The following is a 20,300-nucleotide window of genomic DNA, read 5'->3' as shown; positions in this document are numbered from 1 at the left end:
GGCCGGGACATGTCGCCGCTCGAGGCCTATGATGCGCTGGAGATAGCGACGGCGCTTCTCGCCGCTTTCGGGTCGGCTTTCGTGCGCGGATTGACCGGGTTCGGAATGGCCATCCTGCTGGTCCCGATCCTCGCGCTGGCGCTGTCGCCGCTGGACGCGGTGATCCTCGCCAATTGCCTGTCGCTCGCCATCGGTCTGCTCGAGATCCGCAGGCTGGTGCGGGGCAGCGAGCGATCGGCGTGGTGGATTGCGGGGCTGGTCGTGGTGACGACGCCGCTGGGGCTGATCGCTCTGGCTGCAACCAGCCCGGGGATCGCGCGGGTCGTGATCGCGGGAATCGCGTGCTCGGCCTTCGTCGCCATCATCCTGCCGCGCGGCGGTGCCGCCTCCCCCGGGCGGCTTACTACCGGCGGTGTGGGGGTATTGAGCGGACTGATGACGGGCTATGCCGGCATGCCCGGCCCGCCGGTGGTCCCCTATTACGTCGGCCGCGCCATCGACCGGGAAACCGCCAAGGCCTCGATGATGCTGATATTCACCATCGCGGCCGCTTCGGGTCTGATGTCGGGTGCAGCGATCGGTGCGCTCGAGCTGAGGCTACCGCTGCTGGCGGCGCTCCTGTTTCCGGCCGTGCTGATCGGCAATGCGCTGGGCAATCGGTTCTCCGGCCGGATCGCCGATACGGTCTGGCGCGCCATCGTCGGGATTGTTCTGGGGGGCGCTGCGCTGGCTGCCCTGCTGCGCCTGATTTAAAGGTTCAGAACGGTACGAACGGCCCGGCCGCGATCAGCGCAAGGGCGCAACCGGTTACGATTGCTGCGCGCAGAACTTCCGCCAGCCCCGACGGGACCCACTGCGAGCGAGAGATAGCGATGGTTTGAGCCATGGCATCCTTGTCCGCCTGTTTCGCTAACGAAAGGTTAAACGGCGCTTGAGGCGGAGCTGGTGGCCGAAGGCATCTGCTGACTGGCGCAATGGAAACCGCCGCCACCCGCCAGTACGGCATCGGCGGGCAGGCCAATCGTGGCGCGGTCGGGGAACAGGTCACCGATCGCCGCCACACCCGCTTCGTCGTGGATCGAGCCGAAGGTCGGGACCACCACCAGATGGCCGGTCACCGCGAAATTGGCGTAGCTCGCGGGTTCGATCCGGTCACCGGATGTGATCAGACCCGGCGAGGGGATGCGGACGAGTTCCAGACCCGCTGCTTCGATGCGGCGCGCCGCGTCGGCGTAGATCTCGGCATTGGGATCGCCGGGCCCGGTGGCTTGGGGCAGCGCCACCCGCCCCGGAGCGACGAAGCGCGCCAGATTGTCGACATGGCCATCGGTGTGGTCGTTGATCAGCCCGTCGCCCAGCCACACCACGCGGGAGAAGCCCAGATCGCGGTCGAGCCGCGCGGCGATCTCCTCGCGCGACAATCGCGGGTTGCGGTTCGGATTGAGCAGGCATTGCTCGGTGGTGATGGCGAGCCCGGTGCCATCGCCGTCCACCGCACCGCCTTCGAGCACCCAGTCGCTGGCCTCGATCGGCAACCCTGCATCGCGCGCGAGTTCGGCACCGATCGTCTGGTCGCCGGGCATGAGGTATTTGCCGCCCCAGCCGTTGAACCCGAAGCGGCGAGCGGTGCGGCCCTTCTCGCCGACAACCACCAGCGGTCCGGTATCGCGGAGCCAGACATCGCCATATTCGCGCCGCTCGAGCACCACCGATCCGCTCACCAGGCTCCGCGCCCGCGCCTCGTTGGCACCGTCGCGGACCAGCAGCCGGACTTCCTGCCCGCTTTCCGCCACCGCATTGGCGAAAGCGGCGATCTGTTCCTGAGCGCGCGCCAGCACATCGGGCCACTCATCGGCGTCGTGCGGGAAGCCGATCCACAACCAGTCCTGCGGTGCCCATTCGGGCGGCATGATCACTGCCATGAAACGAACTCGGCCAAGGTGTTCAGCAGCCCGTCGCGCTTGCCGCGCAATCCGCGTCGCGGATCGCGCGGAACTCGTCGCCCGGGTTCCAGTTGGGCCAGCTCTCGCTGGCCGCGAGCGCGCGGCCGATGCGGTAATAGAGCTGCAGATCGCCCATCACGCCCGACCAGTCCCAGCTCTCGTCGAACTCGTCCTTGGGGCCGTGATAGCGGTTCTCGGTGTAGTCCGCAGCGACCGCCGCACCGGCGGCGCGGCCGCCGTCGATCAGATCTTCGCCGCCATCGATATAGAGCATCGGCACCCCGCGCTTGGCGAAGGCGAAATGGTCCGAGCGGTAGTAATAGCCCGCTTCGGGCTTGGGATTGGGTGTCGCGATCCGTCCATCGGAAACCAGCGCCGCCTCGAGATAGGCGTCGAGCTGCGACTTGCCGGGGCCGACCACCGTCACGTCGCGCGCCGGGCCGGCGACCTGGAACGCATCCATGTTGATCCCGCCCACGGTCTGCGCCAGCGGGAATACCGGGTTCTCGGCATAGTAATGCGCGCCCAGCAGGCCCGATTCCTCGGCGGTCACCGCCAGGAAGACGAGGCTACGGTCCGGTGCGCCGGCCTTGGCATGCGCTTCGGCCAGCGCGACCAGCGCCGCGGTGCCGGTGGCGTTGTCGATCGCGCCGTTGCAGATGTCGTCGCCATCGGGCGCGGGCTTGCAGCGGCCGAGGTGATCCCAATGCGCAGTGTGGATGACGTATTCGTCGGGCCGCTCGCTACCCGGCAGCACACCGATCACATTTTGCGACTGAAAGGTGCGGATGTCGTTGGCGAAGCTGGTCGAGGCCTTCAGCCCGAGCGGCACCGCTTTGAAGTCCCGGCTGCGCGCCTTGGCGGAAAGATCGGCAAGGTCCTGACCAGCAGCATCGAGGATCTGCGCTGCGACATCCTTCTGCACCCAGCCGTTGACCTTGGTCAGCGGCGGCGCGTTCTCGCCGCGCTGCGCATAGGCCTGCGGACCCGACCAGCTGCTCTCGACTACGTTCCAGCCATAGGATGCCGGCGCAGTGTCGTGGATGATGATTGCACCCGCCGCGCCCTGCCGGGCGGCTTCCTCGAATTTGTAGGTCCAGCGCCCGTAGAAGGTCATCGCCTTGCCGTTGAAGGGGCCTTCCAGATCGGGGCTGTTGTAATCGGGGTCGTTGACGAGGATTACCGCGGTCTTGCCGCGCATGTCGATCCCCTCGTAATCGTTCCAGTCGCGCTCGGGTGCGTTCACGCCATAACCCACGAACACCAGCTCGCTTTCGGTCAACGCGGTTTGCGCATCCTCGCGGTAGGTCACGCCGACCCATTCGTCGCCGAACTCGAAGGACATGGTTTCGCCGCTGCCGGTTACCGTCAGCGGGGCGAAATCCTTGCCGGTGATCTCGACCAGCGGCACCTTCTGCACCCACGAGCCATTGTTGCCCGGCTGCAGCCCGGCGGCGGCGAAGCGCTCGCTCAGCAGCGCTACGGTCTTCTCCTCGCCCACCGTTCCCGGCATCCGGCCCTCGAACTCGTCGGAGGACAGGGTGCGGGTGACGTCCACCATCGTCGCCTGCGAGATATCGCCTTGGGCGACTTCGGGAATATCGAGCGCGGTGTCGCTCGTCGTGGCGGCGCAGGCGCTGAGCGCGAGGCTCGCGGCGAGCGCAGCTGCGGTGTGGCGGAAGCGGGGTGCGAGGGTCATGGTCTTGTCCCGGAATGAGATTTGCATGCCTGAGTCTCTTGCACCTCGCACCTTGCAGGGCAAGCCGTAGCGCGGCAGGAGCGGCGCATGGATGGCGATTGGAAGTCAGCTCTGCAGCGAGCCAAGGCGCATTCGCCCTTTCTCGCGCATTCGCTGCAACGCCTCCCCGATTTCGAGGCGCTGCTGGCCGACGGCTATGGCGAGGCGGCGCTGCTCAAGGCGAAGCAGGCCGGGCGCGGAATCGAGGACGCTGGGCTGGCGCTGCGCCGCGAGCGGCTGGCGCTCGCTCTGGTGCTGGCGATCGGCGATCTTGCCGGCGCGTTCGATCTCGACAAGGTGATGCGCGAATTGTCCGGGTTCGCCGATCGCGCGCTGCACCGCGCGATCGAGGCGGCGATCCTGCGCCGGGTGCCGGATGCAGACCCGACCGGCTTCATCGGGCTGGCGCTGGGCAAGCATGGTTCGGGCGAACTCAACTACAGCTCCGACATCGATCCCATCCTGCTCTACGATGCCGAGGTGCTGCCGCGCCGCGAACGCGACGAACCGCCCGAGGCGGCGCAGCGTTATGCGCGCGAGGTCGTCAGGCTGCTGTCGGACGTGACCGCCGAAGGCTATGTCTTCCGCGTCGACCTGCGGCTGCGCCCGGCTTCCGAAGTCAGCCCGCTGGCGATCTCGCTCGAGGGCGCGACCAGCCACTACGAAAGCTCGGCGCTCACCTGGGAACGCGCCGCCTTCATCCGCGCGCGCGCCGCCTCGGGCGACATCGCGCGCGGCGAGGCCTTTCTCGATTCGATCCGCTCCTTCGTGTGGCGCCGCAGCCTCGATTTCGGCGCGATCGACGAGATCCGGGGGCTGAGCGCGCGGATCCGGACGCGCTATTCCGGTCCGCGCGAGCCGGGGCCGGGCTTCGATCTCAAGCAGGGGCGCGGGGGGATTCGCGAGATCGAGTTCTTCGCCCAGACCCACCAGCTGATCCATGGCGGGCGCGACCCTTCGCTGCGCGCGCGCGGGACGCGGGCGGCGCTGGATGCGCTCGCCGCGGCGGGCCATATCGCGCCGGAGGCCGCGCGAACGCTGGGCGAAGCCTACGACACGCTGCGGACCATCGAGCACCGGCTGCAGATGATCGACGATCGCCAGACGCATACGCTGCCCACGGGCGATGCGCTCGACGGGGTCGCGCGATTGCATGGATTGGAGGATGCTGCGGCGATGCTGGCGCTGCTGGACGAGACCTGCGGCCCGGTGGCCGGGTATTTCGGCGAATTGATCGCGGAGGACGCGCCCCGGCGTCCGATTCCGCAAGCCGAGCCCGATCAGCGCGGCGACTTCGGCTTCGCCGACCCCGAGGCGGCCGCACTGCGGATCGCCGGCTGGAGCGAGGGAGGGTTCCGCGCCTTGCGGAGCGAGGCGGCCAAGGCGGCGTTCGACGCGATCCGGCCGCAATTGTTCGCGGCCCTCGGCCAGGGACCCGACCCCGATCATGCGCTGGCGCGCTTCGAGACCCTGCTCGAGAAGCTGCCCAGCGCGATCAACCTGTTCCGCCTGCTCGAGGCGCGCCCGGGCCTGCTCCAGCAGCTCGTCGACTGCCTGACACTGGCCGCGCCGCTGGCCGACGAGCTGGCGCGGCGGCCCGAGCTGCTCGACACGCTGATCGATCGCACCGCTTTCGATCTGCCCGGCTCGACCGAGGATCTGGCGCGGATGATGCGCCGCACCGAGCGCGGCGACGAATACGAGCAGGCGCTCGACCGCATCCGGATCGTCACCAGCGAACAGCGCTTCACGCTGGGCGTGCAATTGATCGAGGCGGCGCAGGATCCGCTCGATGTCGCCGAGGCGCTGTCGCGGGTGGCGGAAGCGGCGGTGCAGGTAGCCTGCGAGGCGGCGCAGGAAGAGTTCGCCGAGCGCCACGGGCGCTTCGGCGATGGCGAGCTGCTGGTGCTGGGACTGGGCCGGTTGGGCGGCGGGGCGCTGACCCACGCCTCGGATCTCGACATGATCTACCTCTTCACCGATGGCGAGATGGGCGAATCCGACGGACCGCGGCCGCTGGGTCGGACGCTCTATTTCAACCGTCTGGCCCAGCGGGTCGGGGTGGCGCTGAGCGTGCCCACCGCGCAGGGTGCGCTCTACGATGTCGACACGCGGCTGCGGCCGCAGGGCAACCAGGGGCCGCTCGCGGTGAGCCTCTCGTCCTTCGAACGGTACCAGCGCGAGAACGCCTGGACCTGGGAGCATATGGCGCTCAACCGCGCGCGAGTTCTGGTCGGTTCGAACGACGCGCGGCGCGAGGTCGCTGCGATCGTCGATGCGATCCTCAATCGCCGTCGCGACGCGCTCGTACTGCAGGCCGATGTGGTGAAGATGCGAAGCGACATGGCGGCACACAAGCCCGCTCGCGGCGAGCTCGACGTCAAGCTTCTGCGCGGCGGGCTGGTCGATCTGGAATTCCTGATCCACTTTCTCCAATTGCGCGAACGCACCGCGCTCAACCCCGATCTCTCCGCCGCGATTGCCGAACTGATCGAGCGAGGGTTGATCTCACCCGAGCTGCGCGCGCATCATCGCCTGCTCACGAGGGTGCTGGTCGGCTCGAGGCTGCTGGCACCCGATCTGGGCGCACCCGGTCCTGCCGCGCGCGCGGTGCTGGCGCAGCTGGCGCGGGAGGAGGACTACGCTTCGCTCTTGCGGGCGCTCGACCTGGCGCGCCATGGGGTGGCGGCACAATGGGCCGAGACCTTCGGCGAGAAACTGGAGATGGATCGATGAGCGAATTTCCCGCGCAAGGCGATGCGATGCCCGACATCGCGCTTGAAACCCCGGAGGGCGAATCGGTGCGCGCCTCCGAGTTTGCAGGTCGCAAGACGGTGTTCTTCTTCTATCCCAAGGACAACACGCCGGGCTGCACGACCGAAGCGAAGGACTTCTCGGCGCTGAAGCCCGAGTTCGAGAAAGCCGGCGTGGCCCTGCTCGGCATCAGCAAGGATTCGGCCCGGAAGCATCGCAATTTCATCGCCAAGCACGAGCTGACCGTCGCTCTCGCGACCGATGCAGAGGAGGGGGCATTGTCCGACGCTCTGGGCATCTGGGCGGAGAAGTCGATGTACGGCAAGACCTATATGGGGATGATCCGGACGACCTATCTGGTCGGCGAAGACGGTAGGATCGAGCGGGTCTGGAACAAGGTCAAGGTCAAGGGCCACGCGGAAGATGTGCTGGCGGCTGCGCGCGAGGCGTGAACGAAGCGCTGCCATCGCTCGCTGCTGCGATCCGTGCCGCGCTGCTGACCGGCGATCCCGCGGGCAAGGTCTTCGCGGCGCGCAAGGTCGCGCGCGACTGGCGGCTGGGTCGGCTGGCGTTCGATCTCGCCCGAGACGAAGCGCCGCTCATGCCCGAGCGACCCGAATGGCCTGCGAACCTCGAGCTGCTGCCTCCGACGCAGATGCCGCGCCGCGGCAAAGGCGGGTCGGAGCGCGGGCGAATCGCCCTTTGGCATGCGCTGGCGCATATCGAATTCGTCGCGATCGACCTGGCGCTCGACATGGCGGGGCGCTTCGGGGGCGCGCGGGGCGAGGAATTCGTCTCCGATTTTCTGAGCGTTGCGGCGGACGAGGCGATGCATTTCGCCTTGCTCGATCGCAAGCTCGCTGCGCTGGGCTCGCATTACGGGGCATTCCCGGCGCATGACGGCTTGTGGCAGGCGGCGCAGGACACCGCGCATGACCCCGCAGCGCGCCTGGCGATCGTACCAATGGTACTCGAGGCGCGGGGGCTCGACGTTACCCCCGCCATGCTCGAGCGCGTGAAGGCACAAGGCGATTCGCATGGTGCGCGGATTCTGGAGCGAATCCTTGACGACGAAATCCGCCACGTCGCCCTGGGGACGAAGCACTTTCTGAAAATTTGCGGAGAGGGGAACAAACTGCCGCAAGAAACGTGGCAAAACCTCGTCCGCACGCACTTTTCCGGTCGGTTGAAGCCTCCATTCAACGACTCGGCGCGTCATGCAGCCGGTCTGTCGCTAGAGTTCTACGCCGCGCTTGCTTCGTAAACCCTTCCGCCCTTAACCCATGAATGCACGACACGGCGGGGGGTTCCAGCCGTAGCGTCGAAAGATCGACAGGCTCAGGGGAATGGGTCGTCGGTCGGGATCGCAGGGCGCCGAAATGGGCGCCGCAAGCATTGGACGGGTCTGATTTATGAACGATTTCTTCATCTCCGCGGGTCGCGCTCTGCTGGGAACCTTGGGCGCCGCCGCCATCATCGCCGCCGCGCCGGCCCAGGCCGAAACTTCCGATACCGTCGAGATGGTCGCCAAGACCGACCTGCCCACCAAGGGTTCGATGGGTTCCGCATTGGGTTCGGGAGAAGCGCATGACGAGCAGTTCCGCCAACTCTTCGCCAGCTGGGACAAGATCGACCGGGTGCAGTCCGGCGGTCTGACCACCACGATTTCGGTCCCCTCGCGCATGCCGCTCGAGAACGCCCGCCTGTCGAGCGACTACGGCACCCGCATCCATCCGGTGCTGGGCCGCCGCGCCGGACACAAGGGTGTCGATCTGGCCGCGCCGACCGGCACGCCGATCTTTGCCACCGCCGATGGCCGCGTGAGCCGCGCCAACTGGTTCTCCAGCTACGGCAAGTATATTTCGATCGAGCATGGCGCCGATCTCCAGACCCGCTTCGCCCATCTTTCCGAGATCGTCGTGTCCGAAGGCGCGTCGGTCAAGAAGGGCGATCTGATCGGTTATGTCGGTTCGACCGGCCGTTCGACCGGTCCGCATCTCCACTACGAAGTGCGCGTCAACGGCGTCGCCGTCGATCCCTCGCCCTATATGCTCGAGACCGCAGCCGCGCGCACCTTCGCGCTGGCGGGCGGGGAGCAGGCGGCCCAGTAAGCGGCCAAACCGCAGAGTTACTTCCTGGACGGGAGTTGAGAAGGCGGCGGGGAAACCTGCCGCCTTTTTGCTTGTGCGCGCAAGCGCAGGCGTTAGGTTTCGAAGCGCAACCGGCTGGCCCGCCAAGAGGCCCCGTGGGAGAGAGACATGCATCCGATCGTTCACGCACAGACCCGTCCCGACCATCCTGCCATCATCATGGCGGGCAGCGGCGAGACGGTAACTTATGGCGAGATGGACGCCACCGCCAACCGCTTCGCCCGGCTGCTCAAGGAGCGCGGGCTGGGCCGCGGAGGTCATTTCGGAATGCTGATGGAGAACAACGCGCTGTTCCTCCAGCTGGTCTGGGGCTCGCAACGTTCCGGGGCGATGATGGTCCCGGTCTCGACCCGGCTGACCGCACCCGAGATCGCCTATATCATGCAGGATTCCGATGCGCGGCTGATGGTCACCTCGACCAAATTCGCCGATGTGATCGGGGAGCTGCGCGCGCAGTGCCCGCAATGCGAATTCCTCATCCTGAGCGAGGGCGGCGAGGAGGATCTCGAGGCGGCGATCGCGGCGCAATCGGCCGAGCCGCTCGCGGACCCGGCGCCGGGCCAGTACATGCTCTATTCGAGCGGGACCACCGGCCGGCCGAAGGGGGTTCGCCCCCGCCCGCCCGAGACCGGGGACATTCAGGAAATGTCGCCGCTGGTCGGACTGGCGGTGATGGGCGCAGGCATGCCCGCGGACGGATCGATGGTCTATCTCTCGCCCGCGCCGCTCTACCACGCCGCGCCGCTGGGCTGGTGCAGCACCGCGCATCGCCTCGGGGCGACCATCGTGGTGATGGAACGCTTCGACCCCGAAGAGGCGCTGGCGGCGATCGAGAAATACCGCATCACCGACAGCCAGTGGGTACCGACCCATTTCGTCCGCATGCTCAAGCTCGATCCGGAACAGCGCGAGAAATACGATCTCTCCAGCCACCGGCGCGCGCTCCACGCCGCGGCGCCCTGCCCGGTTCCGGTCAAGCAGGCGATGATCGAATGGTGGGGGCCGATCGTGAACGAATATTACGCCGGTTCGGAGGGGATCGGGATGACGCTGGTCAAGTCCGAGGACTGGCTCACCCATCCCGGCACCGTCGGCAAGGCGATCCACGGCACGCTGCATGTCTGCGGTCCCGATGGCGAGGAACTGCCTCCCGGCGAGGACGGGCTGATCTATTTCGAGAACGCGATCCTGCCGACCTATCACAACGATCCCGAGAAGACCGCCGAGGCGATGCATCCCAGGGGCTGGATGACTTTGGGCGATATCGGTCATGTCGACGAGGAGGGCTTCCTCTATCTGACCGACCGGATGAGCCACATGATCATCTCGGGCGGGGTCAATATCTACCCGCAGGAGGTCGAGAACCTGCTGATCAGTCACGACAAGGTGATGGATGCCGCGGTGATCGGCGCGCCCGATCCCGATTTCGGCGAACAGGTTGTGGCGGTGGTCCAGCCGGTCGACATGGCCGAGGCGGGCGAGGCGCTCGAGGAGGAGCTGCGCGCCTATCTCGCGCCCAGGCTGGCGCGGATCAAGCTGCCCAAGCTGTTCGACTTCCGCCCCGAGCTGCCGCGCGAGGCCAATGGCAAATTGTACAAGCGCGAGCTGCGCGACGAATACGCCGCGAAGGCCGAGGTCGCGGCGTGACCGCGTCGGTGCTGTCGCCCGAACAGGGCCGCGCGGTGATCGACCCGGCGAGCTACGCGCAATGGGACGATCTACTCGACCTGTTCGACACCCTGCGCGAACAAGCTCCCGTCGCGCGCGTCGAATCGCCCGACGGCATCCACCCGCCGTTCTGGCTGGTCTCGCGCTACGACGACGTGATGCGGATCTCGAAGGACAATTCCACCTTCCTCAACAATCCGCAATCGGTGGTGTTCTCGCTGACCCAGGGGATCGAATTCGCCAAATCGCTGACCGGCGGCAGCCCGCATCTGGTCGCCAGCCTCGTCACCTTCGACGCGCCGATCCACATGAAATACCGCAAGCTCACGCAGGAATGGTTCATGCCCAAGAACCTGCGCGGGGTGGAGGATGAGATCCGCGAGCTGGCGCAGGCGACGGTGCAGCGGCTGGTCGATGCGGGTGGGGATGAAGGGGCCGGGGAAACAAAGGTCGTCGATTTCGTCAAGCTCGTCTCGGCGCCCTATCCGCTGCATGTGGTGATGCAGATCATGGGCGTGCCCGAGGAGGACGAGGCGCGGATGCTGATGCTCACCCAGCAGATGTTCGGCGGGCAGGACGAGGAGCTCAGCGGCTCGGGCATGGCGGCGATGACGCCCGAGCAGATCACCCAGCTGATCGCCGGCGCGGTCAAGGATTTCGAGGCCTATTTCGCCCGCCTCACCGCCGAGAAGCGCGCCCATCCCACCGGCGATGTCGCGAGCACCATCGCCAACGCCACCATCGACGGCGAACCGCTCAACTCCCGCGACATGATGGGCTATTACATCATCCTCGCCGCCGCCGGGCACGACACCACCAGTGCGAGCACCGCCGGCGCGATGCTGGCGCTGGCGCGCGATCCGGAACAATTCGCGCGGGTCAGGGCCGACCGCTCGCTGCTGCCGGGCATCGTCGAGGAGGCGATTCGCTGGACCAGCCCGGTGCAGCATTTCATGCGCACCGCGGCCGAGGATACCGAGGTCGGCGGGCAGAAAATCGCCAAGGGGGACTGGCTGATGATCAATTACGTCGCCGCCAATCACGACCCGGCGCAGTTCGAGAACCCGCGCCGCTTCGACGCCTCGCGCCACCCCAACCGCCACCTCGCTTTCGGCGCGGGCGCGCATCAGTGCCTCGGCCTGCATCTGGCGCGGCTCGAGATGCGGATCCTGTTCGAGGCGCTGCTCGACCGGATCGAGAGCGTCGAACTCGCGGGCGAACCGGTGCGCGCCAAATCGACCTTCGTCGGCGGGCTGAAAACGCTCCCGCTGCGCTTCGCCGCACACTGATTCGCGACCCGATTCGTTCAGCCCTTGCGGCGCCAGAGTGAATGCAGCGGGGTTTGGTTGATGAAACACATTCCCCTGCGCCGTTTCAGCGGGGCGGGCGGCGCTGCCTTGTCATTTTCGCGATGTGAAAGAGCCGGTGCGAAGCTAGCAAACCGCAGGCGTGTAGGAAAATGCGCAATTCGCCTCGCCCGCGGCGCTCGTCCCGTCCGATTTTCCTGTCCCTTCGTCCGGGCGCTTGATAGACTTTCGCTCATGGGGATGGGGCGCAAATTCACCTGTTACGATACCGGCGCGAGCCGGGTGTGACGCTGCTGGAAGCGCACAACATGCCCTTTGCGGCGGCGCTGCTGGTGATGCTGCTGCTCGCGATCATCCAGGCGGTGGGGCTGGGCGACATGCTGGGCGGCGGCGATGCCGAGATCGAAGCCGGGCCCGACATCGCCCCGGACGGCGATTCCGCAGTTCCGGGCGGCATGATCGACGGGCTGTTCACGCTGCTGGGCATCGGCCGGGTGCCCCTCACGATCTGGCTGGCGCTGTTCCTGCTGCTGTTCGCCGGGATCGGGGTCGGACTGCAGTCGCTCGCAGCGGCTCTGACGGGTGCGCCGCTCGACCGCCTGCTCGCGGCCGCGCTGGCCGGGATCGCGGCGCTCCCCGCCACCGGCGCACTGGTGCGCCCGCTGGGCCGGATCCTCCCGCAGGACGAAACGAGCGCGGTCCCGCTCGAAGTGCTGCTCGGCCGCCGCGCAACCATCACCGACGGCATCGCGCGCAGCGGTTCGCCCGCGCGCGCGCGCGCGCTCGATCACCACGGTCAACCGCATCACGTCATGGTCGAACCGCACGAGGCCGCGAGCGAGCTGCATGCGGGCGACGAGGTGCTGCTCGTGCGCCGCGAAGGCGAGAGCTTCTACGCGACCGCGCTCGCCGAGCGCCGATTGTCGCCTGACTGACGCGGGCGTCCGACTGAATACCGGCGCCCGACTTGAACGGGCGCCTGACTGAGAATTCTGGAGGAGGGTAAATGAACAATCTGATCGAGCTGGCCATCCCGGCGGTCGTCGTCATCGTGTTTTTCCTGGTGGTCGCGCTGACGCTGGCGCGGCTCTATCGGCGCGCCTCCAAGGAAGTCGCCTTCGTCCGCACCGGGGTCGGCGGCGAGCGGGTCGTGATGAACGGCGGCGCGCTGGTGCTGCCGGTGTTCCACGAGACCATGCCGGTCAATATGAACACCGTGGTCTTGCCGGTGGTCCGCCGCGACGCCGAGGCGCTGATCACGCTCGACCGGCTGCGGATCGACGTAAAGGCCGAGTTCTACGTCCGCGTGCGCCCCGATGCCGGTGCGATCGCGATGGCGGCGCAGACGCTGGGCCAGCGCACCATGGTGCCCGAAGCGCTCAAGGATCTGGTCGAAGGCAAGTTCGTCGACGCGCTGCGCTCGGTCGCCGCGGGCATGACGATGAACGAATTGCACGAACAGCGCGCCGATTTCGTCCAGAAGGTGCAGCAGGCCTCCTCCAACGATCTCGCGATGAACGGGCTGGAGCTGGAATCGGTCTCGCTTACCGGGCTCGACCAGACCTCGATCGAGCATTTCAACGCCAACAACGCCTTCGACGCCGAGGGTCTCACCAAGCTCACCGAGCAGATCGAGGCGCGCAAGAAGCTCAGGAACGACATCGAGCAGGACACGCGGGTCCAGATCGAGACGAAGAATCTCGAGGCGAGCCAGCGTTCGTTCGAGATCAGCCGCGATCAGGAATACGCGCGGCTCGAGCAGGAGCGCGAGGTCGAGGTGCGCCGCGCGGGCCAGACCGCCGAGATCGCGCGCGAGCAGGCCGAGCGCAACCGCGAGGCGGATCACGCGCGGATCGAGGCCAAGAAGCAGGTCGATGCGCAGCAGATCGAGGCCGACCGGCTGGTCGAGGAGGCGCGGATCGATCAGAAGCGCGCGCTCGAGATCGCGCGCCAGGAGCAGCAGATCGCGGTCCAGAACAAGAGCCGCGAGGAAAGCCAGGCCAAGGCCCAGGCCGACGAAGCGCGCTCGAAGGCGGTCGCGGCGGAAGAACAGGTGGCGACCGCGCGCGAGACCGAAATCGCCGAACGCCAGAAGCGGATCGAACTGATCGAGGCGACCAAGCAGGCCGAGCGCGACGCGATCCGCGTCCGCGTCGATGCCGAGGCCGAGCGCGATGCGGCCGCGAACCGCGCCGAGGCGGTCCGCCAGGAGGCCGAGGGCGAGGCCGAGGCCGAAAAGCTCCGCGCCGAAGCCGCGCGGATCCGCTTCGAGGTCGAGGCGGCCGGCCAGCGGGCGATCAACGAGGCGGCGAACATCCTCTCGATGGACCAGATCAGCCTGCAGACCAAGATGGCGCTGCTCAAGGTCCTGCCCGAGGTGATCCGCGAGAGCGCCAAGCCGATGGAAGCGATCGATTCGATCAAGATCGTCCAGGTCGACGGGCTGACCGGCGGCGGCCAGAGCGGGGGCGGCCATAGCGGTGCGGCAACCAATGGCGGCGGCACCGGCAATCTCGCGAGCGACGCGGTAACCGCCGCGCTCGCCTATCGCGCGCAGGCGCCGGTGCTCGACGGGCTGATGAAGGAACTCGGGCTGGACGGCAGCACGCTCTCGGGGCTGGTCAAGGGACCGGCCGAGCAGACCGCCGGACCGAATGACGGCGCGAATTTCGACGGCGAGGTTGCGCCCGAGAGCGCCGAGGCGCTGGTGTCGAGCCAGCGCAAGGGCGGCGGTTCGGCCAAGAATGGCGCGAAGCGAACCTCGCGGCCCGTCGAGCCGCAGAGCTGAGTTCGGCGGCGGGCATGAGGGGGTGAGGAAGCACTGGCCCGGATCAAGTCCGGGCCGACGAATTTATGGCATCGGGCCGACGGTTTTAGGAGTATAGCTCTGCAACTCGTCGCCCCGGACCCGATCCGGGGCGGTGCTGCCTTGGCGCGCGAGGTCGGATCGGGTGCGCTAACGGATCGGGTGAGATGAACGAAGCACCGGGCCCGGATCAAGTCCGGGCCGACGATTTTGAGGAAGCCCGGGCCGACGAATTAGGGATGTTGCTCTGCCTTCCCGTCGCCCCGGACTTGATCCGGGGCGGTGCTGTTCTTCGGGCGCGGCGTCAGATCAGGTGCGCGGACAGGTCCTCCCAGTCGGGGTTGGCCTTCTCGATAAGCGCGAACTTCCAGTCGCGGCGCCAGCGTTTGATACGTTTCTCGTGCGCGATGCAGGTCTCGATAGCGTCGCCGCGTTCGGCCCAGACCAGGCGAGTCAGGCCGCGCCGGGTGCAATAGTCGGAGCCGGTGCCGCCGCGATGCTGCGCCACCCGCCGGGCCAGATCGCTCGTCACGCCGACATAGAGCGCGCCGCGGTAGCGGTCGGCCATGATGTAGACCCAGCCGCCTCGTCGTTCCCGGTCCATCGGGCCAGATGAGCAAAGCACCGGGCCCGGATCAAGTCTGGGCCGACGAATTTCTGGACAATTGCCCCCATCCCGTCGCCCCGGACTTGATCCGGGGCGGTGCTTCCTTCGCCGCCTAGCCCGCCAGCACCCGCTCCGCGATCGCCCGCACATCGGCGCTCATGTCGTGCCGTTCCAGCGCCAGCGTCAGCGTCGCCTCGATGAAGCCCAGCTTGCTGCCGCAGTCGAAGCGGCGGCCTGCGAAGGTCACCGCGTGGAAGGCCTGGGTGCCGATCATCCGCGCCATCGCGTCGGTGAGCTGGATCTCGCCGCCCGCACCCTTGCCCTGCGTCTCGAGCACCCGCATCACTTCGGGCTGGAGGATGTAGCGGCCCGAGACGATCTTGTTCGAGGGAGCGTCGGCGACCGCGGGCTTTTCGACCAGACCGCGCACCTCGGTGAGGTTGCCGCGTTCTTCGCCCGGATCGATCACGCCGTAGCTCGAGACTTCGCCGCGCGGCACCTCGAGCACCGAGATCAGATTGCCGCCGACCTCGCCATAGGCCTCGACCATCTGCTTCATGCAGCCGGTTCCGCCGCCCGCCTGCGCCACCATCAGCTCGTCGGGGAGGAAGACCGCGAAGGGTTCGTCGCCGACCACCGCGCGCGCGCACCAGATCGCGTGGCCGAGCCCCAGCGGGACCTGCTGGCGCACGGTGATGACGTCGCCGGGCGTCGCATGGGTCGCCTCGAGCACGCCCATGTCCTTGCCGCGTTCGCGCATGGTCGCCTCGAGCTCGAAGGCGACGTCGAAATGCTCGACGATCGCGGTCTTGCCGCGTCCGGTGACGAAGATCATCTGCTCGATCCCCGCCTCGCGCGCCTCGTCGACCGCATATTGGATCAGCGGCCGGTCGACGATTGGGAGGAGTTCCTTGGGGACCGCCTTGGTCGCGGGGAGGAAACGCGTGCCCAGCCCGGCGACGGGGAAGACGGCTTTCTTGATCGGTTTGGGGGTGGTCATGGGGTCGGGGTTACGGGCCAGCGGCCGCGGGCGTCAAGCAACATGGATCAAGTCGCGCCGACGATATTTGCGTGGACCTGCAAAGCCGCTATTGGCACCGGCATGGACAAACTCATCATCACCGGCGGCAACCGCCTCGAAGGCACGCTGCCGATCTCCGGCGCCAAGAATTCCGCGCTCACGCTGCTCCCCTGCGCGCTGCTGACCGACGAACCGGTGACGCTGCGCAATCTGCCGCGGCTGGCCGATATCGACGGCTTCCAGCATCTCATGACGCAGTTCGGCGTGTCGCATTCGATCGCCGGCAAGCGGCCCGAGGATTTCGGCCGTGTGGTCACGCTGGAGGCGACGCGGATCACCTCGACCGTCGCACCCTACGATCTGGTGCGCAAGATGCGCGCCTCGGTGCTGGTGCTGGGCCCGCTGCTGGCGCGCGCGGGCGAGGCGACGGTGTCGCTGCCCGGCGGCTGCGCGATCGGCAACCGTCCGATCAACCTCCACCTCGACGCGCTCGAGGCGCTGGGGGCGCAGATCGAGGTGGCGCAGGGCTATGTGAAGGCCAACGCCTCCGATGGCGGGCTGCCCGGCGGCGATTTCGACTTCCCGCTGGTTTCGGTCGGGGCGACCGAGAACGCGCTGATGACCGCGGTGCTGTGCAACGGCACCAGCCGGATCGGCAACGCCGCGCGCGAGCCCGAGATCGTCGACCTGTGCAATCTGCTGGTGGCGATGGGCGCCGAGATCGAGGGGATCGGCTCGTCCGACCTCACCGTGCACGGGGTCAAGCGGCTCAACGGCGCTACCTACAAGGTCATGCCCGACCGGATCGAGGCGGGCTCCTACGCCTGCGCGGCGGCGATCACCGGGGGCAACGTTTTGCTCGAGGGCGCGAAGGCGGACGATATGCTCGCCACCAATCACGCGCTGCGCAATATCGGCGTCGCGGTGACCGAGGAGAAGGGCGGGTTGCGGATCTGCGCCGATGGCCCGCTCAAGCCGGTCAACCTCTCGACCGCGCCCTTCCCCGGGCTCGCCACCGACATGCAGGCGCAATTGATGAGCCTGCTGTGCCGCGCGGTGGGCACCAGCGTGCTGACCGAGACGATCTTCGAGAACCGCTACATGCATGTGCCCGAACTCAGGCGGATGGGCGCGGATATCGAGGTGTCGGGGCGGACCGCGATCGTCCGCGGGGTCGAGCAGCTGACCGGCGCGGAGGTGATGGCGACCGATCTGCGCGCCTCGATGAGCCTGGTGATCGCCGCGCTCGCCGCCGAGGGGGAGACGCAGGTGCGGCGCATCTATCATCTCGACCGCGGCTACGAGCGGCTGGAGGAAAAGCTCTCGCTGGTCGGCGCGCAAATCGAACGGGTCGGCGACGAATAGCGCGGCGGCTGCGGACCTTTTGGCCTCTTGCCGCGTTGATCGGGGCAAGAACAGCAAAGGACGAACCCCATGTTACTCAAGCTCGCAGCACTCGGAGCCGTCGGTTACGCCGGCTACAAATATTACGAGAAGAACCGCGTCGACGAGAACGGCGTGGCCTTCGCCAAGGGTCAGCCCTCCGGCGCAGTCCGCGATTCGGGCCCGCGCGCCACGCCCACCGGCGAGAAGAACTGGTCGAAGACCGACGAGGAAATCGACGAATCCTTCCCCGCGAGCGACCCGCCCGCGAACTACTGATCCTTTATGGTGACGACGAGAGGGCGTCGGGAGCGATCCCGGCGCCTTTTTCGTGCGTCGCCTGCAGGCGCGCGACCAGCCAGATCCGGATCGCGCTCGCGAGACCTGGCGGGGTCGCGCTGGCGATCCGCTCGGCGTCGATCCGCGCGACGAGCGTGCTCAGCGGCAGCCCTTCTTCCGCGGCGGCGGCATGGAGCAGCTCCCAGAACAGCGGCTCGAGGCTGATCGAGGTGCGATGGCCCTGGATGCTGAGCGAATGCTTGACCGGCGGGTGATAGGGCATGTCCATGACGGGTTCCTACGCCAGCAACGCCCGCGGACACATACCAATTATTTGGGGTGGCGGTCGGCGGATGGTCCGGCCTATCCCGGCACGATGAACGAGGATGCGACCGCCACGCTGACGTCCAAGGAGAAGGAGACGCTGCGGCTGATCCTGCGCGGGCACGATGCGAAGTCGTCGGCACGCGCGCTCGACCTCTCGGTCCACACGATCAACGGACGGTTGCGCGATGCGCGGCGCAAGCTGGGCGTCACCAGCAGCAAGGAAGCGGCGCGGCGGCTGCTGGCACAGGAGGGCCGCGATTTTCTTGCCGACGAGGATTTGGGGGCTGCGTCGGGTGAGGGGGACGCGCAATCCTCCGGGTCCTCGAACGGTGCCCATTCCGGACACCGACGCATAACCGGAGGTATCCTCGCCATGTCCGCCATTCTGGCTCTCGCCCTCGCCGCCGCCGTAGCGCACGATCCGGCCCCTTCAATCTCGCCCGACACCGCGCCCGAACAGATTGCGGTGGATCACGCCACCGAGGCGGCGGCGCGCGAATGGCTTGCCGATGTCGATGCGGGCGACTGGGAAGCAAGCTACGACGCCACCGGCTCGCAGTTCCGCGCTCGCAACACGCTCGAGGTCTGGAGCGACACGTCCGATCAGGTCCGCACCCCGCTGGGTGCCGCCGCCTCGCGCGTGGCGGTCGGATACCGGCAAGTCTATGCCCCGCCGAACGGCTATCGTTCGGTCGAATTCCGCACCGATTTCAGCGGCAAGCCCGATGCGCTGGAAACCGTCACGCTGGAACGCGAGGACGGCGAATGGCGGGTCGTCGCCTATATCATCGAATGAACGGTTGAGGCGTCAATCCCGATCCGGCCCGAGCATGGCTTCGGGCCGGACGATCCGGTCGTAATCCTCGCCCGAGACATGCCCGCTCGCGACCGCCGCCTCGCGCAGCGTTGTCCCCTGCTTGTGCGCGGTCTTGGCGATGGCCGAGGCGTTGTCGTAGCCGATCGTGGGTGCCAGCGCGGTCACCAGCATCAGCGAATTGGCGACCCCGCGCGCGATATTGTCCTCGCGCGGCTCGAGCCCCTCGAGCAGATTGGCGGTGAAGCTGCGCGCACCGTCGCCCAGCAGCCGCACCGATTGCAGGAAGGCATAGCCCATCACCGGGCGGTAGGTGTTGAGCTCGAACTGGCCCTGGCTGCCCGCGAAGGTCAGCGTGGCGTGATTGCCGAACACCTGCGCGCACAATTGCGTCAGCGCCTCGCACTGGGTCGGGTTGACTTTGCCCGGCATGATCGAGGAGCCCGGCTCGTTCTCGGGCAGCGCCAGCTCGCCCAGCCCCGAGCGCGGCCCCGAGCCCAGCAGGCGGATGTCGCTGGCGATCTTGTAGAGCCCCGCCGCGAGCGTGTTGAGCGCGCCATGCGCGAACAGCAGCGCATCCTGCGCGGCCAGCGCCTCGAACTTGTTGGGCGCGGTCACGAAGGGCAGCCCGGTCGCCTGCGCGATCTCGGCGGCGATCGATTTCCCGAACCCGCTCGGCGCGTTGAGCCCGGTGCCGACCGCGGTGCCGCCTTGCGCAAGCTCATGGAGCCCGGGCAGTGCCGCCTCGATCCGCTCGATCCCGAGCGCGACCTGCCGCGCGTAGCCCGAGAATTCGTCGCCCAGCGTCAGCGGGGTCGCGTCCTGCGTGTGCGTTCGGCCGATCTTGACGATGCCCGACCAGGCGCCAGCCTTCTCCTCCAGCATGTCGCGCAAATCCACCAGCGCGGGCAGCAGCGCGCCGGTTACCTCGCAGGCCGCGGCGATCTGAATCGCGCTGGGTATGGTGTCGTTCGACGACTGGCTCATATTGACGTGATCGTTGGGATGGACCGGGCTCTTGGTGCCGAGCGCGCCTCCCAGCGCCAGATTGGCGCGGTTGGCGATCACCTCGTTGGCGTTCATATTGCTCTGCGTGCCCGAGCCGGTCTGCCACACCACCAGCGGGAAATGCTCGTCCAATTCGCCGCGCGCGACCTCCTCGGCGGCGGCGACGATGGCATCGGCCAGCCGGTCCTCGAGCAGACCCTGCGCCGCGTTGACCCGCGCCGCCGCGGCCTTGATCGTCCCCAGCGCATGGACCATCGGCAGCGGGATCCGCTCGCCGCCGATGCGGAAGTTCTCGAGGCTGCGCTGCGTCTGTGCGCCCCACAGGCGGTCGGCCGGGACGGCGATTTCGCCAAAGGCGTCGGTCTCGATACGGGTGCTGGTCATGGACCGATCATAGCCGCGCGGATGCGCGCTCCGCAATCGCTTGCGGTGTCATAGCGCGCGCCCATGCAGGCCCGGTCCTGCCGCCCGCGAGGCCGATGAGCCGGTCGGAGG

At 67.6% G+C, this 20,300-nt stretch carries 18 protein-coding genes; 12 read left to right on the top strand and 6 right to left on the bottom strand.

What is annotated here, in order from left to right; genetic code table 11:
• Nucleotides 1-9: 9 nt before the first annotated feature.
• Nucleotides 10-753: a TSUP family transporter gene (locus ACQ5J0_RS05295; RefSeq protein WP_462569489.1), complete on the top strand. Its 744-nt coding sequence runs from the start codon at nt 10-12 to the stop codon at nt 751-753.
• 167 nt (nt 754-920) lie between these two features.
• Here ACQ5J0_RS05295 and ACQ5J0_RS05290 read toward each other — a convergent pair whose 3' ends face one another.
• Nucleotides 921-1,922, bottom strand: coding sequence for an agmatine deiminase family protein (locus tag ACQ5J0_RS05290; RefSeq protein ID WP_462569488.1), 1,002 nt, complete (start codon nt 1,920-1,922; stop codon nt 921-923).
• 22 nt (nt 1,923-1,944) lie between these two features.
• Nucleotides 1,945-3,642, bottom strand: a complete 1,698-nt coding sequence (locus ACQ5J0_RS05285) for a M28 family metallopeptidase (protein WP_462569487.1) — start codon at nt 3,640-3,642, stop codon at nt 1,945-1,947.
• An 87-nt stretch (nt 3,643-3,729) separates the two neighbouring features.
• Between ACQ5J0_RS05285 and glnE the strand changes: the two genes are divergently transcribed.
• From glnE to ACQ5J0_RS05245, 8 genes are all read left to right on the top strand, one after another.
• The gene (gene glnE, locus ACQ5J0_RS05280; protein ID WP_462569486.1) at nt 3,730-6,417 is read left to right on the top strand and encodes a bifunctional [glutamate--ammonia ligase]-adenylyl-L-tyrosine phosphorylase/[glutamate--ammonia-ligase] adenylyltransferase; all 2,688 of its coding nucleotides are present in this window, start codon (nt 3,730-3,732) and stop codon (nt 6,415-6,417) included.
• Nucleotides 6,414-6,887 carry a peroxiredoxin gene (locus ACQ5J0_RS05275; protein ID WP_462569485.1) on the top strand — a complete coding sequence of 158 codons (474 nt, stop codon included), beginning with the start codon at nt 6,414-6,416 and terminating at the stop codon, nt 6,885-6,887. The genes glnE and ACQ5J0_RS05275 overlap by 4 nt, the downstream gene beginning before the upstream one ends.
• A complete protein-coding gene (locus ACQ5J0_RS05270; protein WP_462569484.1) occupies nt 6,884-7,699 on the top strand; it encodes a ferritin-like domain-containing protein in 816 nt (271 codons plus the stop codon). Before ACQ5J0_RS05275 ends, ACQ5J0_RS05270 begins: the two co-directional genes overlap by 4 nt.
• Nucleotides 7,700-7,847: 148 nt before the next feature.
• Nucleotides 7,848-8,546, top strand: a complete 699-nt coding sequence (locus tag ACQ5J0_RS05265; protein WP_462569483.1) for a M23 family metallopeptidase — start codon at nt 7,848-7,850, stop codon at nt 8,544-8,546.
• Nucleotides 8,547-8,693: 147 nt separating this feature from the next.
• Complete coding sequence (locus ACQ5J0_RS05260) at nt 8,694-10,232, top strand: acyl-CoA synthetase (protein WP_462569482.1); 1,539 nt, start codon at nt 8,694-8,696, stop codon at nt 10,230-10,232.
• Nucleotides 10,229-11,542 (top strand): cytochrome P450, encoded by a 1,314-nt coding sequence (locus ACQ5J0_RS05255; RefSeq protein ID WP_462569481.1) that lies wholly within the window; start codon nt 10,229-10,231, stop codon nt 11,540-11,542. Before ACQ5J0_RS05260 ends, ACQ5J0_RS05255 begins: the two co-directional genes overlap by 4 nt.
• Nucleotides 11,543-11,844: 302 nt before the next feature.
• The gene (locus ACQ5J0_RS05250; protein ID WP_462569480.1) at nt 11,845-12,495 is read left to right on the top strand and encodes an OB-fold-containig protein; all 651 of its coding nucleotides are present in this window, start codon (nt 11,845-11,847) and stop codon (nt 12,493-12,495) included.
• A 71-nt stretch (nt 12,496-12,566) separates the two neighbouring features.
• Nucleotides 12,567-14,348, top strand: coding sequence for a flotillin family protein (locus ACQ5J0_RS05245; protein WP_462569479.1), 1,782 nt, complete (start codon nt 12,567-12,569; stop codon nt 14,346-14,348).
• 322 nt (nt 14,349-14,670) lie between these two features.
• Here ACQ5J0_RS05245 and ACQ5J0_RS05240 read toward each other — a convergent pair whose 3' ends face one another.
• Together ACQ5J0_RS05240 and ACQ5J0_RS05235 are read right to left on the bottom strand one after the other, a co-directional pair.
• Complete coding sequence (locus ACQ5J0_RS05240) at nt 14,671-14,970, bottom strand: GIY-YIG nuclease family protein (RefSeq protein ID WP_462569478.1); 300 nt, start codon at nt 14,968-14,970, stop codon at nt 14,671-14,673.
• A gap of 115 nt (nt 14,971-15,085) precedes the next feature.
• Nucleotides 15,086-15,973, bottom strand: a complete 888-nt coding sequence (locus ACQ5J0_RS05235; RefSeq protein WP_462569477.1) for a UTP--glucose-1-phosphate uridylyltransferase — start codon at nt 15,971-15,973, stop codon at nt 15,086-15,088.
• A gap of 102 nt (nt 15,974-16,075) precedes the next feature.
• On the opposite strand from ACQ5J0_RS05235, the gene murA reads away from it, so the two are divergent.
• Both murA and ACQ5J0_RS05225 read left to right on the top strand, forming a co-directional pair.
• Entirely contained in the window at nt 16,076-17,359 is a 1,284-nt protein-coding gene (gene murA / locus ACQ5J0_RS05230) for a UDP-N-acetylglucosamine 1-carboxyvinyltransferase (protein ID WP_462569476.1), read from the top strand.
• 69 nt (nt 17,360-17,428) lie between these two features.
• Nucleotides 17,429-17,656 (top strand): hypothetical protein, encoded by a 228-nt coding sequence (locus ACQ5J0_RS05225; protein ID WP_462569475.1) that lies wholly within the window; start codon nt 17,429-17,431, stop codon nt 17,654-17,656.
• A 4-nt stretch (nt 17,657-17,660) separates the two neighbouring features.
• Here the strand turns inward: ACQ5J0_RS05225 and ACQ5J0_RS05220 are convergent, their stop codons facing one another.
• The gene (locus tag ACQ5J0_RS05220) at nt 17,661-17,945 is read right to left on the bottom strand and encodes a ribbon-helix-helix domain-containing protein (protein ID WP_462569474.1); all 285 of its coding nucleotides are present in this window, start codon (nt 17,943-17,945) and stop codon (nt 17,661-17,663) included.
• 87 nt (nt 17,946-18,032) lie between these two features.
• On the opposite strand from ACQ5J0_RS05220, the gene ACQ5J0_RS05215 reads away from it, so the two are divergent.
• Entirely contained in the window at nt 18,033-18,779 is a 747-nt protein-coding gene (locus tag ACQ5J0_RS05215; protein WP_462569473.1) for a helix-turn-helix domain-containing protein, read from the top strand.
• A gap of 12 nt (nt 18,780-18,791) precedes the next feature.
• Here the strand turns inward: ACQ5J0_RS05215 and fumC are convergent, their stop codons facing one another.
• Nucleotides 18,792-20,189 (bottom strand): class II fumarate hydratase, encoded by a 1,398-nt coding sequence (gene fumC, locus ACQ5J0_RS05210; protein WP_462569472.1) that lies wholly within the window; start codon nt 20,187-20,189, stop codon nt 18,792-18,794.
• Nucleotides 20,190-20,300 lie beyond the last annotated feature (111 nt).

This window comes from Qipengyuania sp. SM2512, assembly GCF_054954005.1.
Note: the sequence above shows the minus strand (reverse complement) of the source record. Positions and strands in the feature narration are given on the sequence as shown.

Bases quoted from the DNA above. Each gene is read 5' to 3' on its own strand.
- ACQ5J0_RS05295 (WP_462569489.1), top strand. From the start codon at position 10: ATGTCGCCGCTCGAGGCCTATGATGCGCTGGAGATAGCGACGGCGCTT.
- ACQ5J0_RS05290 (WP_462569488.1), bottom strand. From the start codon at position 1,922: ATGGCAGTGATCATGCCGCCCGAATGGGCACCGCAGGACTGGTTGTGG.
- ACQ5J0_RS05285 (WP_462569487.1), bottom strand. From the start codon at position 3,642: ATGACCCTCGCACCCCGCTTCCGCCACACCGCAGCTGCGCTCGCCGCG.
- glnE (WP_462569486.1), top strand. From the start codon at position 3,730: ATGGATGGCGATTGGAAGTCAGCTCTGCAGCGAGCCAAGGCGCATTCG.
- ACQ5J0_RS05275 (WP_462569485.1), top strand. From the start codon at position 6,414: ATGAGCGAATTTCCCGCGCAAGGCGATGCGATGCCCGACATCGCGCTT.
- ACQ5J0_RS05265 (WP_462569483.1), top strand. From the start codon at position 7,848: ATGAACGATTTCTTCATCTCCGCGGGTCGCGCTCTGCTGGGAACCTTG.
- ACQ5J0_RS05260 (WP_462569482.1), top strand. From the start codon at position 8,694: ATGCATCCGATCGTTCACGCACAGACCCGTCCCGACCATCCTGCCATC.
- ACQ5J0_RS05245 (WP_462569479.1), top strand. From the start codon at position 12,567: ATGAACAATCTGATCGAGCTGGCCATCCCGGCGGTCGTCGTCATCGTG.
- ACQ5J0_RS05240 (WP_462569478.1), bottom strand. From the start codon at position 14,970: ATGGACCGGGAACGACGAGGCGGCTGGGTCTACATCATGGCCGACCGC.
- ACQ5J0_RS05235 (WP_462569477.1), bottom strand. From the start codon at position 15,973: ATGACCACCCCCAAACCGATCAAGAAAGCCGTCTTCCCCGTCGCCGGG.
- murA (WP_462569476.1), top strand. From the start codon at position 16,076: ATGGACAAACTCATCATCACCGGCGGCAACCGCCTCGAAGGCACGCTG.
- ACQ5J0_RS05225 (WP_462569475.1), top strand. From the start codon at position 17,429: ATGTTACTCAAGCTCGCAGCACTCGGAGCCGTCGGTTACGCCGGCTAC.
- ACQ5J0_RS05220 (WP_462569474.1), bottom strand. From the start codon at position 17,945: ATGGACATGCCCTATCACCCGCCGGTCAAGCATTCGCTCAGCATCCAG.
- ACQ5J0_RS05215 (WP_462569473.1), top strand. From the start codon at position 18,033: ATGAACGAGGATGCGACCGCCACGCTGACGTCCAAGGAGAAGGAGACG.
- fumC (WP_462569472.1), bottom strand. From the start codon at position 20,189: ATGACCAGCACCCGTATCGAGACCGACGCCTTTGGCGAAATCGCCGTC.